10 protein-coding genes and 2 pseudogenes are annotated in these 14,868 nt (G+C 63.6%); 5 read left to right on the top strand and 7 right to left on the bottom strand.

Translation table 11 applies throughout. The annotated features are described in order from the left end of the window. Positions 1–408: 408 nt before the first annotated feature. Positions 409–772: pseudogene (locus U1701_RS07660) on the bottom strand (hypothetical protein). A gap of 681 nt (positions 773–1,453) precedes the next feature. On the opposite strand from U1701_RS07660, the gene U1701_RS07655 reads away from it, so the two are divergent. Continuing rightward, on the top strand, positions 1,454–2,986 hold the full coding sequence (locus U1701_RS07655) for a FlxA-like family protein (protein ID WP_332781967.1): 1,533 nt from the start codon (positions 1,454–1,456) through the stop codon (positions 2,984–2,986). Positions 2,987–2,994: 8 nt separating this feature from the next. Here the strand turns inward: U1701_RS07655 and U1701_RS07650 are convergent, their stop codons facing one another. Beyond that, a complete protein-coding gene (locus tag U1701_RS07650; protein ID WP_332781966.1) occupies positions 2,995–5,208 on the bottom strand; it encodes a S8/S53 family peptidase in 2,214 nt (737 codons plus the stop codon). After that, complete coding sequence (locus tag U1701_RS07645; protein WP_332781965.1) at positions 5,201–6,238, bottom strand: trypsin-like serine protease; 1,038 nt, start codon at positions 6,236–6,238, stop codon at positions 5,201–5,203. Before U1701_RS07645 ends, U1701_RS07650 begins: the two co-directional genes overlap by 8 nt. Before the next feature lie 1,140 nt (positions 6,239–7,378). Here U1701_RS07645 and U1701_RS07640 point away from each other — a divergent pair. Both U1701_RS07640 and U1701_RS07635 read left to right on the top strand, forming a co-directional pair. Further along, positions 7,379–8,449 carry an NAD(P)H-binding protein gene (locus U1701_RS07640; protein WP_332782325.1) on the top strand — a complete coding sequence of 357 codons (1,071 nt, stop codon included), beginning with the start codon at positions 7,379–7,381 and terminating at the stop codon, positions 8,447–8,449. Between the two features lie 109 nt (positions 8,450–8,558). Continuing rightward, positions 8,559–9,503 carry an alpha/beta fold hydrolase gene (locus U1701_RS07635; RefSeq protein ID WP_332781964.1) on the top strand — a complete coding sequence of 315 codons (945 nt, stop codon included), beginning with the start codon at positions 8,559–8,561 and terminating at the stop codon, positions 9,501–9,503. Between the two features lie 97 nt (positions 9,504–9,600). On the opposite strand, the gene U1701_RS07630 is transcribed toward U1701_RS07635, so the two are convergent. After that, positions 9,601–9,954, bottom strand: coding sequence for a flotillin domain-containing protein (locus U1701_RS07630; RefSeq protein WP_332781963.1), 354 nt, complete (start codon positions 9,952–9,954; stop codon positions 9,601–9,603). Positions 9,955–10,302: 348 nt separating this feature from the next. Here U1701_RS07630 and U1701_RS07625 point away from each other — a divergent pair, with 348 nt between their 5' ends. Together U1701_RS07625 and U1701_RS07620 are read left to right on the top strand one after the other, a co-directional pair. Next, positions 10,303–10,779, top strand: a complete 477-nt coding sequence (locus tag U1701_RS07625) for a BLUF domain-containing protein (RefSeq protein ID WP_332781962.1) — start codon at positions 10,303–10,305, stop codon at positions 10,777–10,779. Positions 10,780–10,961: 182 nt separating this feature from the next. After that, positions 10,962–11,145: pseudogene (locus U1701_RS07620) on the top strand (SDR family oxidoreductase); the annotation flags it as partial. Positions 11,146–11,572: 427 nt separating this feature from the next. Here U1701_RS07620 and U1701_RS07615 read toward each other — a convergent pair. The 3 genes from U1701_RS07615 to U1701_RS07605 are packed head-to-tail and all read right to left on the bottom strand — an operon-like array spanning position 11,573 to position 14,868. Then, complete coding sequence (locus U1701_RS07615; protein WP_332781961.1) at positions 11,573–12,730, bottom strand: Gfo/Idh/MocA family protein; 1,158 nt, start codon at positions 12,728–12,730, stop codon at positions 11,573–11,575. Between the two features lie 15 nt (positions 12,731–12,745). Next, positions 12,746–14,017: a Gfo/Idh/MocA family protein gene (locus U1701_RS07610; RefSeq protein WP_332781960.1), complete on the bottom strand. Its 1,272-nt coding sequence runs from the start codon at positions 14,015–14,017 to the stop codon at positions 12,746–12,748. Beyond that, positions 14,014–14,868, bottom strand: a complete 855-nt coding sequence (locus tag U1701_RS07605) for an FAD:protein FMN transferase (RefSeq protein WP_332781959.1) — start codon at positions 14,866–14,868, stop codon at positions 14,014–14,016. Before U1701_RS07605 ends, U1701_RS07610 begins: the two co-directional genes overlap by 4 nt.

Raw genomic sequence — 14,868 nt, 5'->3', positions numbered from 1 at the left:
AGTAAGCGTAAGCGCGATCCGGCATCTCACGCCGCGCGGCGCGACCGCACGCTCTATGCTTTCACTGACGTCGCATGGGTGAAGACTTCCTCTATGGCTGCCATTTGGTCGATGGCGACAATGACTTTTGAACCAGAGAACTGACACGTGGATTCACCTCTCAGGAATGCGGACCCACTGGATGGAATATGACGCCGTCGTGCTTGCCTCCCGAATAGCGGCGATAGCGCTTTTCGGAACCTGACGGTTGGAAACCCGCTCTATCTTTGTCCTTCTGCGGTCCTGTTGGTTCAGACGCCGGACGTCTACTGCTGGCCAGCCCTGCTGTTCCACGAGTTGCCGGGGAGCGGCAGCAAAGTACCAAGCGCCGCGAAGTGGCCCCTCGCCGTGAGGCGAGGAGTCATCGGGTCAGATTTCGGTATTCTCGGCAAGGGCAAGCGCGTCTTCCACGTCGATGCCGAGATAGCGCACCGTGTTCTCGATCTTGCTATGACCAAGAAGGATCTGGACGGCGCGCAAGTTGCCGGTCGCCCTGTAGATGATTGACGCCTTCGTTCGGGGAAGCGAGTGCGTGCCATACTCGATTCGAATCAGTCCCCCCCCCCCCCCCGAGGTCGAAGAGTGCGCGGTCACGCAAGCGGCGGCGCTGATTAAGGTAAAATCGGATCTCCCATATTTGCTTCGGTTTCAGGGCGCGCTTCGCACCGACGGTCCTTCCGGCATTCCAGACCTGGCGCTTGGTGGCGGTGGATTCGGGTTCAGGCATCTCCATGATTATTCTCCGATGGTCAGAGCGGCCGTCTGCAGAACGCCTAAGGGTCCGAGGAGCAGGAATGACCCGAGGCACCTCCCGACCAGATTCCGCCATTCCGCGCCGCCAGCGTGAACGTCCGGTGCTGTCGCAACCGGCCATGCGCATCTTCAAAAGCCGTCAGTCGGCAACGCGCCCTAGTTCCCGCCGTCGGCCGGCGACATCGTCGATCCCGGAAGCCGCGGTATGTTCAGGCTGAACATACCGCGCCGCAGCACGGGCAGCAGACGAACTATCTGCGCAATCTGTCGCATCTGGACCAATCATCCAAGGTTGCTTGAAAATGAATAGAAATGCCGTCAGTGTTTCTTCGCCGGATCGCTTTAGTTGGGGTTAGGCCTGTGCGTTCCATGTTGAACTGTAGGTCTGGAGGGTGTGATGTTTCGGTTCGCGATACTGACGACGACATCGTTGCTGATGACGGCTTGTACTACAAGCCTCTCTATTCGGCCAGATTTCGAGCGGTCCGGCGCGCGTCAGGCGCTGCGCGGCGTCCCGTACACGCTCCCGATGCTGCAATATCAGGTTAAAGTGACCTACAAGCTGATCGGATGCAACGCGGTCGGCACGTCGGCGCTTACCGCACCGGTATTCAAGATCACGGCTGAAGCGGATGCCAGCTACGTAGCTGGCGAGAGCTATGTGCTCGATCCGACCGCCCTAACGAGCATCTTCAAGACCTCCGACGTCACGATCGAGACCTATGAGGGCACGGGCGCGCTCAAGGCGATCAATGCCAGTGCGGAAGACAAGACCGCGGACGTCATCAAGGGCACGGTCGAATTCGGCGTGAAAGTCGCGTCAATGGCAGCCGGCGTTCCCGCGATCGCTGGTGCGGCCGGTACACCCGAAGGCGAGGCCAAAGCCTATCTCGAAAAATTTCAGACCGGAACGGGCAAGCCAATCTGCAAGCCGGGCACGGCAGCGATGGTAGCGGCAGCGCAGCCGGACAATCTCGTGGTCAAGCAACTAACCGACCGGATGGCGGGAACGACCAAAAGGATGGACGCGATCACAGCACGATTTGCGGTGAAGCTCACCAGCACTGCTGATAGGGAGAGGTTCGTCACCCTGCAGGAACAGCAGATCATCGATGGTGAGAAACTCGACGCTGCGAAGGCGGTGCCGGCAAAGGCGGCCGAGCCGTTGACCTTTACCGAAATGATCACCTGGCCGATCAACCCGTTCGAAACGAGCGCCCCGTTCGAACCCAGCCCGCGTCTTCTCACATGGCTTGACGGCCTTATCGAACCCGACCCCGCTTATGATGTCGCTGCGGCCCAGACGGCGATCGACGCGATGGGAAGGAGCTATACCGCGGCCGGGAATCCGCCATCGATCGATGCCGAGGACCTGAGCTTAAAGGCCCTCGAATCTGCCCGTCTTCAGTTGGGAGCGATTAGCGCTGTCCAGCCGGACTGCACCGCGGGTGGGGCATGTCTCGCATCAGCGGTCGGACTCAATGCAGCGCTCGTAACGGATCGGATCAAAGCTCCCGAGCCTTGTTCGCCAGGCGCAGCCAATGATTTTCCGTGCCGGATCGATCGCGGCGCGATCAAGGCGCGCGACACCATCGCCGATGCGGGCCTGTTTATCCGGCCGCCCGGACGGGCAAGGCTGATCCTGTGCGAGACCCGCGCGCCCTGCATCGGAACAGCGGTCGAACCCATCCTCGAAACCAAGATGGTCTCAGCGCCGCAGACCGGGCAGTTGCGGTTCATCCGGTTCAGCAACGGGCCGTTCCGCAACAATGGCCTTAGTATCGCCCTCCGCACCGACGGCAGTATCGAAAAGCTGCAATATGCCGAGAAATCTGCGGTCGCGGCGACTGCGGCGGCAAGACTGAACGCGACGGCCGCCACGTTAAAGTCATATCAGGACGAGCGCGAAAAGGCACGCGCGGACGCGGTCGCCGCGACAGCGGCGGCGGTGAGCGGCGCACGGACCGAGCAGGCGGCAGTGCGCGCCGATGCGATTGCCGAGCTGCAGTATCAGATAGATCAGCTGACCAAGCAGAAGCAGCTGCTCGCCCTGCAGACGCCGACCCCAGCCGAAGCGCCGATCGTCTCGGCGGATATCCTCAACGAGACCACGCGGATCAACGCGCAGGTGGCCCAGCTACAGGCGCGGATCGCGCAGCTTAAGGCGGAGCAGGAGCTTGCGACGCTGACCTGACCATCACGTCAAAATTTGCTGGCGCCGGGTTCGAGATACACGATGCTGGTGACGCGATCGGCCGGAATCGGTTCGTCGCTGGCGATCGGGGTCAACCCGCCGGGGTCGAGGCGGTAGGTCGCGTGAAACGCGACTTCGTTGGCGACGTCGCCAAACTTCGTCTGCAGTTCGGCGGGACAAATGACGTTCTTCCCGTTATCGGCCAGCCGCCAGAACAGCATTGCGTCGCCGCCTTCGCGTTTGAACGACCGGATCTTGCCGGGTTCGGAAGGAATCTCGGTACCGTTTTTGCAGCTATATCCCTTGAGCGGCGTGCGCAGGGTTCCAACCAGGGTCACCCGCGCGGGCTTCTCGCCGGTCTTCGGATCGGGCAGTTCATAGGTGACGATGTCATGTCGGACCAGAAGCGCTGCCACCATGTCGAGCTGGACGCCGGATGCGACGCGCGCGCGCTGGATCGGGTCGGCGATGAGGGCGCCGCTATAAAGGGTGCGGCTCTTGAGCATCGCGGGAGAGCGGTCCCAGATCGAACGCAGCATCGCCGCCGTGAACGCCACCAACGGTGCCGACTGGGAGGTTCCGCTTTCGCGCATCTCCGGATGGGAGGCATCGATCCATGACGATATCTTGCAGCCCGGCGCGGCCATGTCGGCGACGCCACCGCCCCAGTTGCTAAACTTGGACAATTGACCGTCAGAATCGACCGATGCCACGGTGATGACATTGGGAAGCGAGTCATCCGAACCTCCAAAGCCAGCCGGATAAAGCGCCTTGCCGGACAAGTTCTTGCCATCGTTCCCCGCAGCGGCGATGAACAGACCTGTTGCCTTATCGTTGGTGATTGTCTGTCGCATCACGCCGGCTACAGCGGGGCGGATCGTGCCGTTGATCGTCAGGCTGAGATTGACGATCTTAGGCCCATCGATCTTGGCAACGGCCTGGAATATCTGCTCATCGACGCCGACCGGAAACGTCTTCTGACCGGCCGCGAGGTTGGCGATGACGAGCTTCAGCCAGGAGGCTCCGCCAAAGTCGAACACCTCGCGCTGATTTTCGAACAGGGGACCGCCCAGAGCGAGCCCGGCGACATGCGTGCCGTGACCGCTCACCGCATCGGCTGAGACCAGGCCATTCAGATAATTGATCGCCTTGATCCGGTTCGACGAAACCGGCCCCAACGCGCCGAGCGGAAACTTGTCGGCGTCGAAATTGCGCTTCGGAAATCGAGGTGAAAATTGAAGCTTCCCGGCGATCATTTCCGGACAATTCGATGCATCGGGGCATGGCACGCCGAAAAAGCCGTTATCGACGATCACCAGGCGCACCATCTGTTGCGGATATCCGAGATCATTGATCAGCAGATCGCGCGAAGCACGATAGGCCGAGGCGACGGCCGCGGCCGAAAAGGGATATCCGGGGCGGTCATTGTTCATGCAGTCGGGAAACTCATCCCCCGCCGCGATCGCGCCGCCCTTTGCGAGCTTGGCTGCGCCAATGATCTCGCCACCCGGCTCAATTTCGTCCACGGCGACGTCGATGCCGAGCTCCACCTCCAGCGAGGTGGCAAAGCTGACCGGGCTACTCGCCCGTGCGAGCAGGAGCGTCGGACGGGTACTGAACGGCACCGCGATCCGCTCGCCGAGCGGCAGCGACGTATCCGACACGCGTCGCCCGAAGCTCTCGGCGATATACGCTCTCTCGCGCTTGCCTTTTGCCCATGCGCCGGTGAACAACCGCAAAATGCCGGTCGGGGTGTCGTTCGGCAGAACAGTATAATTCTTGACGCCCGCGATATTCTCCTCGGCATAAAGACATGCCGGGAAGGCGAGGCTGAAGGCCGTATCTCCGAGTGGCGCTGCCAGGTCCAACGCCTCAAGACGATTCTCGGACTTCAGGGCTTTGACATATTCGGGCCGGACACTCCCGCACAGTTGCGCGATCACTTGTGCCGCCGAGAGCTTTGCCGCGCCGGACTGTTCCGCACGGGTCAGACGAACCGGTTCGGCGAGGCGGGCGACGATTTCGATCGTGCGCGCCGACGGCAAAATGCCCTTGGCGCGGGCGACGGCAAGGTCGGGAGAAGTATGCGCGGTGATCGGCGCCGGCGGTTGCTTGAGCCGCGGTTCGGCGGCGCGCCTTGGGGGGGGGTGCGCTTGCGCGCAAGGCGCAAAGACGAGGGCGCAGATCAGCGCCATACGAGGCAAGCGGGCATGATCAGACACGGCACCCTCCCAAGCCGCCGATCTGGTTGTACCCGCAGATGACGAGCCCCGGTCGATCGACGACGTATTGCTGAATGAAGGCACGGAAATCGGGTGTCGCGAGCGGCGCGACATAGGAATAGATGGTCCAGGAGGTACCGGTCCGCTCCCATCCGAGCGCGGAGTTGACCGCGACGACCTTTCGTTTGGCGGCCTGATTCCGGACGGTCGCTCCGGTCATCACTGGACCACCCGAATCGCCCGGGCAGAGGATCGGTTCAGGAGCTGGCTTGGCGCCCGGAACGGGGGGACCGGGCGATATGGCGATAACCGTTCGTGTCGCAGACCAGATCCCTTGCGGTTCCGATCCGGAGTTCTGGTCGATACCGTCGAGCCGTTCGTCCCCCATACGCAATTTGCCGTCGCTGCGCTTGTATGTGAGCTTGCCAAATCGTGTGATCTCGACGGCGGTGCAGCCATAGCCGGTGAGCAGAATGGACGTACCACCGGGAATGGGATTGACGATATTGATCGATTCCGCCTCGACGACGTTGAAATCGACGACCCTGCCGAGATCGCAAAGCGCGTAATCGCGAGTTCCGCGCACGCCGCCCTCGGCAGCCGGCGCAAGCGCCTTGTATTTGTCGTGCATTACACAGGTGAGCTGAAAATCGTCCCCGGCGATGGACATCGATCCGCCGCGCTCCTGATCACTTTGACCCGGCCGCTTGCCAGCATCGACGCAGTGTGCCGCGGTTAGGATCGTCCGCGGACCGATCAGCGTGGAAGTACAATTCTCGCCGGTCGCGGAGCGCGACACGCTTCGCCAGTCGGCGAGATCGACTTCGATGCCGTTCGAAAGCTTGATCGAGTCGCTGCCGGTGAAGTCGCTCAGTGGCTTGAAGGCTACCGGGCCGGGATCGGCGGGCTTGCCCGGACGCCAGATCCTGATGCGATCGAGCGGCGTCGTCTCCGCGGCGGCGAGAGGCTGGCGATTCCCGTCGGGGCCATCGGGGGCCGCCTGCCCGCGCGCACAGGCCGCGATGGACATCCCGACCGCCAGAAGCAAACAGGCATGGTTGTGCGCGATTGGCTACCTCCCCCATGGTACGCACTGCGATCCGCAGGAGCGGGCGACCGATCTGACGTGCAAAATAAGCCGCCCGGCCTGCAGTAGCATCGTGAAACAACTATATGGAATCTTAGCGGCGATACTATACTATTCGGCATACCTTTGGAGAAATACACGATCTCCAGGTTGTTCGCCACGCTCGCCAACTCACTTAAGATAGAGATTCTTAGCTGAATATCGCCGGCTTCGTAAGCCTATTGCTAGTGCTCCTATAGCTTGTCCCCAACGCTCCACGAACCTGTTCGCGCCTTCGTCGATTGCATCGCAGCCGATGTCGACATGTAAATGGAGCGACGTTGCAGTGAACCGGACGAGCAGTTTATCTCCGCTTCCGCTCCAACAGCGGTCTGGCGGCTTCCGGCCCAGCCTCGGCCGTTCCTCGATCAACCTTCCCGCAGTCGCTAACGTCAGGTTCAGCGGAAACCCGACCTTCCCAGCCGTGCTCACGAATAACGGCATTGTCCCAGGTGCGGTCGTTTCCGATTAGCCGAATCGTCAGTCAGGCTGATGCCGATGTCTTTGATACGGTCCTTGCAAGGGTAACCGCAGGTTATTCGCTGGCGTGCTGGGAAAGCTAAGGCTTGTCGCGCGCGTTGTGTCTGCTATTGTTTTATTTCTGCGAGAAGACGATGAAAATTACGCTTTGAAGTCGGCGAGTTGGTAGGCCATACTGCTTTCTCTTCCGGGCACCAGCACTCCACAAGTGCCGGAAATTTCTTGGGGATCGTTCAAAAGACGGTCGCCAGAGAGCATTTTCTAACCCAAACCGCTACGGGAAAATGGCCTATCATCAGGCCGAAAATAGCGTGAAACCGTTCGTGCCGAGAGCCGTATTTGCTACGGTACGCCGCTACCGGCTGTCCTACGGGATGCATCGATGGCGCGCATCGTCGGGGCCACCACTCCCAGGCCCTCGGCTCCGCTCAGCGACTACCCAGAACCGAAGCGTCTCTTGTGCGCGAATCAATGCGCGGCGCGCCCCGGGCTTGTGGCGGACAACGGAAGGATCATAGGATCCAAACGAGCGGAAGCGTTGATCAGAGCGAACGGGGTACGGTGATGGACACCGAGACAGTCCAGACGGACGCGATAGTGCGGCAGGCTCTAGCCTTCGCCAACGCGGAGGCGGGCACCGCACCAGCTCGCCGACGCATCTGTTTGCTGGGCGCAACGGGCACCATCGGTCGTGCCACCGCCGCCGCCTTGGTCCAGCGGGGACACGACGTGGTCTGCTTCATCCGGGCCGGGGCTGGCCTCCGCGGTGCGCATCGGCAGGCGGATTGTACGCGACTGTTCGCCGGGGCTCGGATCAAGCTCGTCGACCCTACCGATCCGCTATCGCTCGCCCACGACGGGTTTGCCGGCGAGCGGTTCGATGTCGTGGTGTCCTGCATGGCCTCGCGCACCGGCGAGCCGCGCGATGCCTGGGCCATCGATCATCAGGCGCACTTGAACGTGTTGGCAGCGGCGAAGCAGGCCGGTGTCGCGCATTTCGTCCTGCTGTCGGCGATCTGCGTGCAAAAACCGCTGCTCCCCTTTCAACAGGCCAAGCTCGCCTTCGAAACGGCCCTGATCGAATCCGGCCTGCGCTATTCGATCGTGCGGCCGACCGCGTTCTTCAAATCCTTGTCGGGCCAAATCGATCGTGTGCGGAACGGGCGGCCGTTCCTGATATTCGGCGACGGCACGCTGACGGCGTGCAAGCCGATCAGCGATGGGGATCTGGCCGCGTACATCGCCGGGTGCATCGATGACGAAGACCGCTGGAACCGCATTCTCCCCATCGGCGGGCCGGGCGCGGCGATCACGCCGCGCGCGCAAGGCGAAGCGCTGTTCGCGTTGCTCGGGCGACCGGCCCGGTTTCGCTCGGTTCCCGTCGGCCTGCTCGACGTGATTGCCGGAGGGCTGGCAGTCGTCGGCCGCATCGCCCCGCCACTTGCCGTCAAAGCCGAGCTGGCGCGGATCGGTCGCTATTATGCCACCGAGTCCATGCTGGTGCTGGATCCGCGGACCGGGCGATACGACGCGGCGGCGACGCCGTCGACCGGAACGCAGACCCTGCCGGACTTTTATCGCGCCGTTCTGGCCGGCGATGCGGTGCCCGATCGCGGAGACCATTCCGTCTTCTGAGGGCGCGATCGCGCGACAACGCCACCCTCTTCCGTCGCCGACGCTACGCTCTTGCCATGATGCGTGCGCCGGACGAAGTTCGCCACGATCGATACCGGGGGGATGACGCTTGACCGCACGCATGCGACGGAGTCGACTGGTCTTCGCCTCGGTGGCCGGCCTCGCCAGCGTCGCTGTCTTGGCTCTCACGGTATGGCTCTACACACCGGATAAACCGCGCGCCGCGCTCGAGGCGGCCTATCCCGGCGACTATCGCACCGTCGACGGCGCGCGCCTGCGACTGCGCGACACCGGCCCGCGCGATGCGCCTGCGGTAATCATGCTGCACGGGTTCGGCGCCAGCCTCGACACGTGGGAGCCATGGGCAAAGAGCCTGTCGACGCGCCACCGGGTCATCCGGTTCGACCTGCCTGGTTTCGGACTGACCGGCCCGGATCCTTCGGGCGACTATGGTGACGCGCGCGCCATACGGATCTTGGCCGGGCTGATGGACCAGCTCGGCATCGATCGGGCCACGCTGATCGGCAATTCGCTGGGCGGGCGGATCGCCTGGACGTTCGCCGCGGCGCATCCGGCGCGCGTGGCCCGGCTCGTGCTCGTGTCGCCGGACGGCTTCGCCAGCCCGGGTTTCGCCTATGGCACGCCGCCGGAGGTGCCGTTGATGATGCAGGCGCTGCCGTATGTCGCGCCGCGCGGCATGCTGAAATCGAGCCTCGCCGCCGCCTATGCGCGCCCAGAGGCGCTGCGCGCGGCGACCCTCACGCGCTATCGCGACATGATGCTCGCGCCGGGCGTGCGCCGCGCGATGCTGGTGCGCATGGCGCAGATCATCCTGGACGATCCCGTCCCGATCCTCGCGCGGATCCCGGCGCCGACGCTCCTGCTCTGGGGCGAAAAGGACGGCATGATCCCCATCGGCAATGCGTCCGATTACCTCCGCCACATGCCGCATGCGCGATTGGTTCGCTTGCCGAACCTTGGCCATGTGCCGTTTGAGGAGGATCCCGTTGCATCGCTGCCCCCGGTGGAACGCTTCTTGTCCGACGCGGAATAAGGGACTTCAGAACACGATACGCAAGAGAACGGCAGCTGCCGCCCCGACGGAGAAGCCGGGACCGGTTCGTGGGCCACGTGACCCCAGACTGATACCGTTACGTCGGCGTGTTGTCCGACCCGCCATTCAGCGTAGCCGGATTTCTGCGGGCATCGCTGGAGGACGCTCGTACGGCCGTCGCGTCCGCGCCGCTTCCTGCGAGCATGCCATTCAACGAGCTGCCGGTCATGCCTAGTTCCGCCATCAGGCCATCGATCAACGGGCTACCGACGCAGTAGCGCATCGCCGCAGCAACTGCGGCATCGGCGAGGTTGCCTTGACCTGCGCCGCCGACCGAAGCCTCCTTGCCGCCGTCACCGCGCAATCCTCTTGCATCGAGAATGCTAATCTTGTCGATGTTCTCCATCGGCTTGCTTGCCGCGGCGATGATTGCGGGCAGCGCCTCAAGCATCGCGCGGCGGATCAACTCCCAAACGTGAGGCTAGCCCTGCAAGGCAATCGCAACGCATGCAAAAACGCTTGCCGGATTTGGACTTACCAGCGTTGCAGGGTCTGGACGACAACCGGACGCAGGGCATATCGCGCACCCGCCGGACCAGGGCATAGCCGCCCACGACGATCGCGAGCGCGCAGATCAGGCACTGTGCTTGCCGATGGTTATCTCCGGCGATCAGTCCGCAAAGACCTGGTGGCTTTCACGGCCCGTAGCCTCCTTACCCAAATCAAATAGATGCGCTAAACCTGACGCCAAGTTATCAGGTGTCATGGCCTGACCGGCATAGACGGAGCGAACTGACCCATGTTCGACGAATTTGGCATTCCAGGCGGCGCCGACTTGGATGAGACCGGGCCTACGCTTTCCACCTTCGTCTACTGCAGCCGCGCTGCCGAAGGCGTCGACGACGTCGAGGTCGACCGGATCATCGAGGTGGCGCAACGCCGCAATCACGCCCGCGGCATTACCGGCGTGCTGGTCTTCGGCAGCGGGGTCTTCTTCCAATGGATCGAGGGGCCGCCCGCCCAGATAGAGACTTTGATCGCGAGCCTGCATCGCGATCCACGCCATCACGACGTCGTCCCGCTGGACCGGAGCGAGGAGAACCGCGAGCGTCTATACCCGAATTGGGAGATGGAGCAGGTCGAGGCCGACGGCATCCGCGCGGTGCTGCAGGACGCACTCGAAAGCGCCCACGACGCAAACAACGTCGCGGCGCTCACGCGCATTCTCAAGCACCTCGATGCGGGCGAGCTTAACTTGCACGGCGGAAGCAACTAGGTCCCCAAACGACAGCGCCAAGCCGTCGCCGCAATCGACGGCCGGTACGGTCCGTGAGCCTCAGTGACGGTTTCCCAGGGGGTTCAAGCGGGAACGAAAGATGCGACGCTGGGGATCATGCTGGCTCGCGAAGGGCTGGTCATGAACCATAAGAAGCTGCTGCGGCTGTACCGCGAGGAGAACCTACGCGTCAGGCGCAAATGCAGGCCCTGGTCGCCGATACGCCGCTCAAGCGGTTCGGGATGCCCGATGAGGTCGCAGCTATTGCCGTCATGTTAGCCTTCCGATGAAGCGACCTACGTCACCGGAACCGAACTGAGCATCGACGGTGGGCTACTGGCCGGTTCTGCCGCATCACCCGGCTGACGGCAGCCACGGGCGTCTCGATCACGCCCGTGCGCCTTTCCCGTTTCCGAGACCCGGAGCGGGGCAACAGCCCCGCGGGTTGGCAGTTCAACGGCCGGGAAGACCTACCGGTCATTATCGGCGCATTATTGCATTTCCAACTTTGGATATCCGTTCATCTCGGTGTTGCTCAAGTCATCGGTCGCATTGCGTATCGTGAGCGGGATCGTGTCCAACCTACGGTGGATTAACCAAATCCAAGCGTTGGACGCATGATCGTGACGTACCGGTCGTCATGCCTCGTCCCGAGGTACGGATCGCCTTGCTGGTTTAACGGAGTGTCCTAACCGATCAGGGCTATGCCTGTGCGGCCGCCACGCCGAAGCCAATTACCCATAGCAACGCCAAGTGGCACCATGCGCTTGCCGAATCCGCGCGAGCTGCCGCCTTATCGTCTTGCCGGCGTTGCGCGGGCCTCTGCGGTCAGCACGAGTTCGGCCGCAAGCAGCGCTCCCTCCTGATCCTGCGCCACCGACGTGTGTTCGACGATATCGGTCACGAACTGCGGCCCGAACGGCAACGGCACCTTCGAGCAATCGAGATAGCGCGTCCCCTTCTTGTCGGCGATCAGCAGGTGATTGCCACCCGGGCGCCCCGCGATATCTACATATTTGCGCAGCTCGATATAGCCCTCGGTGCCGAGGATGAAGAGGCGGCCATCGCCCCAGGTCGGCAGGCCGTCAGGCGTGAACCAGTCGACCCGGACATAGCCGGTGCCGCCATCGCCGCTCAGCATCATATCCCCGAAATCCTCGAACTTGGGGTGTGCGGGATTGCCGAAATTGCCGGTCTGCGATGCGAGCACCTGTGCGCGCTTGCTGCCCGTCAGATAGACGAACTGGTCGGCCTGGTGGCTGCCGACATCGGTCAGGATGCCGCCATTGCGTGCCGGATCCCAGAACCAGTCGGGACGGCTCGCGGCAGACAGGCGGTGCGGCGCGAGGTTGACGGTCTGGATCACACGCCCGATCGCACCGTCATGGACGAGCTGTCCCGCCATTACCGCGGCAGGCACCTCGAGCCGTTCAGAATACATGATCCCGTATTTACGTCCGGTCTCCTTGATCGCACAGCGCACGTCGGCAAGCTGCTTCAGCGTGGTCACCGCCGCCTTGTCGCTGAGGTAATCCTTGCCCGCACGCATCACCCGGATGCCCAGCGGCGCACGCAGGCTCGGGATCGCGGCGCTGCACACCAGCTTGATCGTGCGGTCGTCGAGGATCTGCTGTTCGGACCGCGCCAGCTTCACGTCGCCGTAGCGCTTCCGGAACATCGCGATCTGTTTCGGATCGGTCGCGTAGAAGGTGGTGAGCACCCCGCCCCCGCGGATAATCGCGTCGGTGATGCCGTAGATGTGGTTGTGGTCCATCCCGATCACGGCGAACGGCACGCGGTATTTGGCCTCGGGGACCGGACGCGCGACCGCGCTTTCGGTCGGTGCGTCACCACGCGTAGCGGATTGCGCGAACGCGTCGGCGCCAAACCCGGCGGCGAGGCCGGCGGTCAGGCCGAGGCCGAGGAGTCCGCGTCGGTTGGTATCGGTCACAGCTAATTCCTTTTGTCAGATCGCGACCAGATTCGTCGGCCAGGTCATCGCTTCGCCGCGGTCCATCGCCTGTTCGCCGAGCAGCGACGCGACGCTCGCCTGATAGGCCTGGCGCAACAGCCCGGGCAGCGGCTTGCCCGCGCGCACCGCCTCGGCGAAGCCCTCGAACTGCAGCATCGTCTCGTCATATTCGCCCCAGCCGAGCGACTCGCCGGGCGTCGTCACGGGCAATTCGGGGAACCAGGTGGCGCCGCCGATCGGCACGGTGCGCTTATGGCCGCGGGCGACGTCCTTCTGCATCCGTTGCAGCGCCAACACCTTGGCCGGGACTTCCGCATAAATCCGGCCGAGCTCCGGTTCGATCGTGCCCTTGCTGCCCTGGATCTGTTCCTCGCAGCCATAGCGCGCGTTGTTCAGCAACGACGTGTAGATGAACTTCCGCCCGCCGGCATATTCGTAGATCAGCGCGACATGGTCGTAGACCTCGCGGCCGTCCTTCCAGAAGCAGATGCTGCCCGACCCCATCACCCGCGTCGGCGCCGCATCGAAGAACCAGTTGCCGACCTGAAGCTGGTGCGTCGCCAGTTCGGTCATCAACCCCGCCGAGCTGTCGCGGTACAGGCGCCAGTTGATCTGGCGATCGGTGGCATCGGCCGGCACCTTTCGGCGCCACGCGTTGTTGCGGTGCCAGCTCGCACGGATCTGCGTCAGCGAGCCGATCTCGCCGGCCTTCGCCCGCTTCAAGGCGTTCAGATAGGTCGGGTGGAACATCCGCTGGTGGCCGATCTGGAGCACCCTGTTCGCCGACTTCGAGCGCGTCACCATAGCGCCGCAATCGGCGATCGTGCGCGCCATCGCCTTTTCGCACCACACGTGCAGCCCCGCATCGAACGCATCGAACGCGTGCCGCGCGTGCATGTTAAGCGGGGTCGCGATCACCACCGCATCGATCCCGCGTGCGTCGAGCATCGCACGATGATCGCTAAAACTGCGAGTCGTCGGACCAACCCACTGCCGCGCCTTTACCAGGTTCGGCGCATAGGTATCGCAGATCGACACGACCGTGCAGTTGCGCGTCTTGGCGATGTTCTGGATCAGCGTGCGGCCGCGGTCGCCGGTGCCGATAACGCCTAGCCGGACCCGGTTCGTCTTTACCGGATCGGTATCCGCTGCAGACGCGGCGGACGCCGCCCAGGGTGCCGCCGCCGCCATGCCCGCACCCGCGGTCGCCATCAGCACGCGATCGATGAACGATCGCCGTGTGAGGTCGAAATCCTTGTCGGTCATGCCGCCTGCATCCTCGCTACGTCGACGGTCGTCGCCGCCTCTTGGGAAAGATCATACAGAAAACGCCGGGCAGGCGCGCCCTCCAGCAGCCGGCGCGTGCGATCATCGTCGGCGACCAGCAGCGCCGTGCTCAGTGCCTCCGCAGCGCCGCCGCTGCGATCGATCGCCACCGCGCAGCGTGCCGCGGTGACGATCGCGCCATCGCTCGGCCGGATCATCGCCGCCCGCTCGGGGGCGTCCGTACCCGCGCCCACCGTCGTCGAGATCGACAGCGCCTCGTCGATCAGTTCGAGCTCGACCAGCACCGCGTCCGCGCGGGTAGGATGCGGTATCGCAAACGGCCAGCCCCCCCCCAGCGGATGCTCGCCGATCACCGCCAGCGAGCTCTCCCCCGCCGAAAGGCACGCGCAGAGGACGCCAGCACCGCGCAACACCGCGCCACCGCGATCGAGCGCAAACCCCTTGCCAAACCCGCCGAAATCCAGCGCGAGCGGTCGGGTAGCCGCGATCCGTGCCGTGCATGGGTCGAAGACCACGTCGTCCCACGCCGCCCCAGCGAACCGGCGGTCGATCGCGGGATCGAACACCCCGTTGGTCAGCGCATACAGATCCCGGATCGCGATCAGCGCCTCGATCAGCACCGGATCGTCGATCGCGACGCTCCGCCCGGCCAGCAGGCCGTCATTCACAGCGGTCGTCGGCGACGGTCTATGGATCGTCAACGCATCGTCGACGTCCTCGATCGCGCGTTGCGCCGCAACCAGCGCATCCGCAAACCCGCCGCCGAACACGTGCAACTCGACCCGCGTTCCCATCGCAGCGAAGCGCTCGACCTGCGCGACGATGCTCAC

Origin of the sequence: Sphingomonas rhamnosi, assembly GCF_036663615.1 — a bacterium.
Lineage (GTDB): Bacteria > Pseudomonadota > Alphaproteobacteria > Sphingomonadales > Sphingomonadaceae > Sphingomonas.
The sequence above is the reverse complement of the archived record's forward strand: the minus strand, read 5'-3'. Positions and strand labels throughout refer to the sequence as shown.

What these genes read in the sequence shown, in the direction of transcription:
- U1701_RS07640 (WP_332782325.1), top strand. Translation starts at nt 7,379, where the DNA reads ATGGACACCGAGACAGTCCAGACGGACGCGATAGTGCGGCAGGCTCTA.
- U1701_RS07610 (WP_332781960.1), bottom strand. Translation starts at nt 14,017, where the DNA reads ATGACCGACAAGGATTTCGACCTCACACGGCGATCGTTCATCGATCGC.
- U1701_RS07625 (WP_332781962.1), top strand. Translation starts at nt 10,303, where the DNA reads ATGTTCGACGAATTTGGCATTCCAGGCGGCGCCGACTTGGATGAGACC.
- U1701_RS07645 (WP_332781965.1), bottom strand. Translation starts at nt 6,238, where the DNA reads ATGTCCATCGCGGCCTGTGCGCGCGGGCAGGCGGCCCCCGATGGCCCC.
- U1701_RS07630 (WP_332781963.1), bottom strand. Translation starts at nt 9,954, where the DNA reads ATGCTTGAGGCGCTGCCCGCAATCATCGCCGCGGCAAGCAAGCCGATG.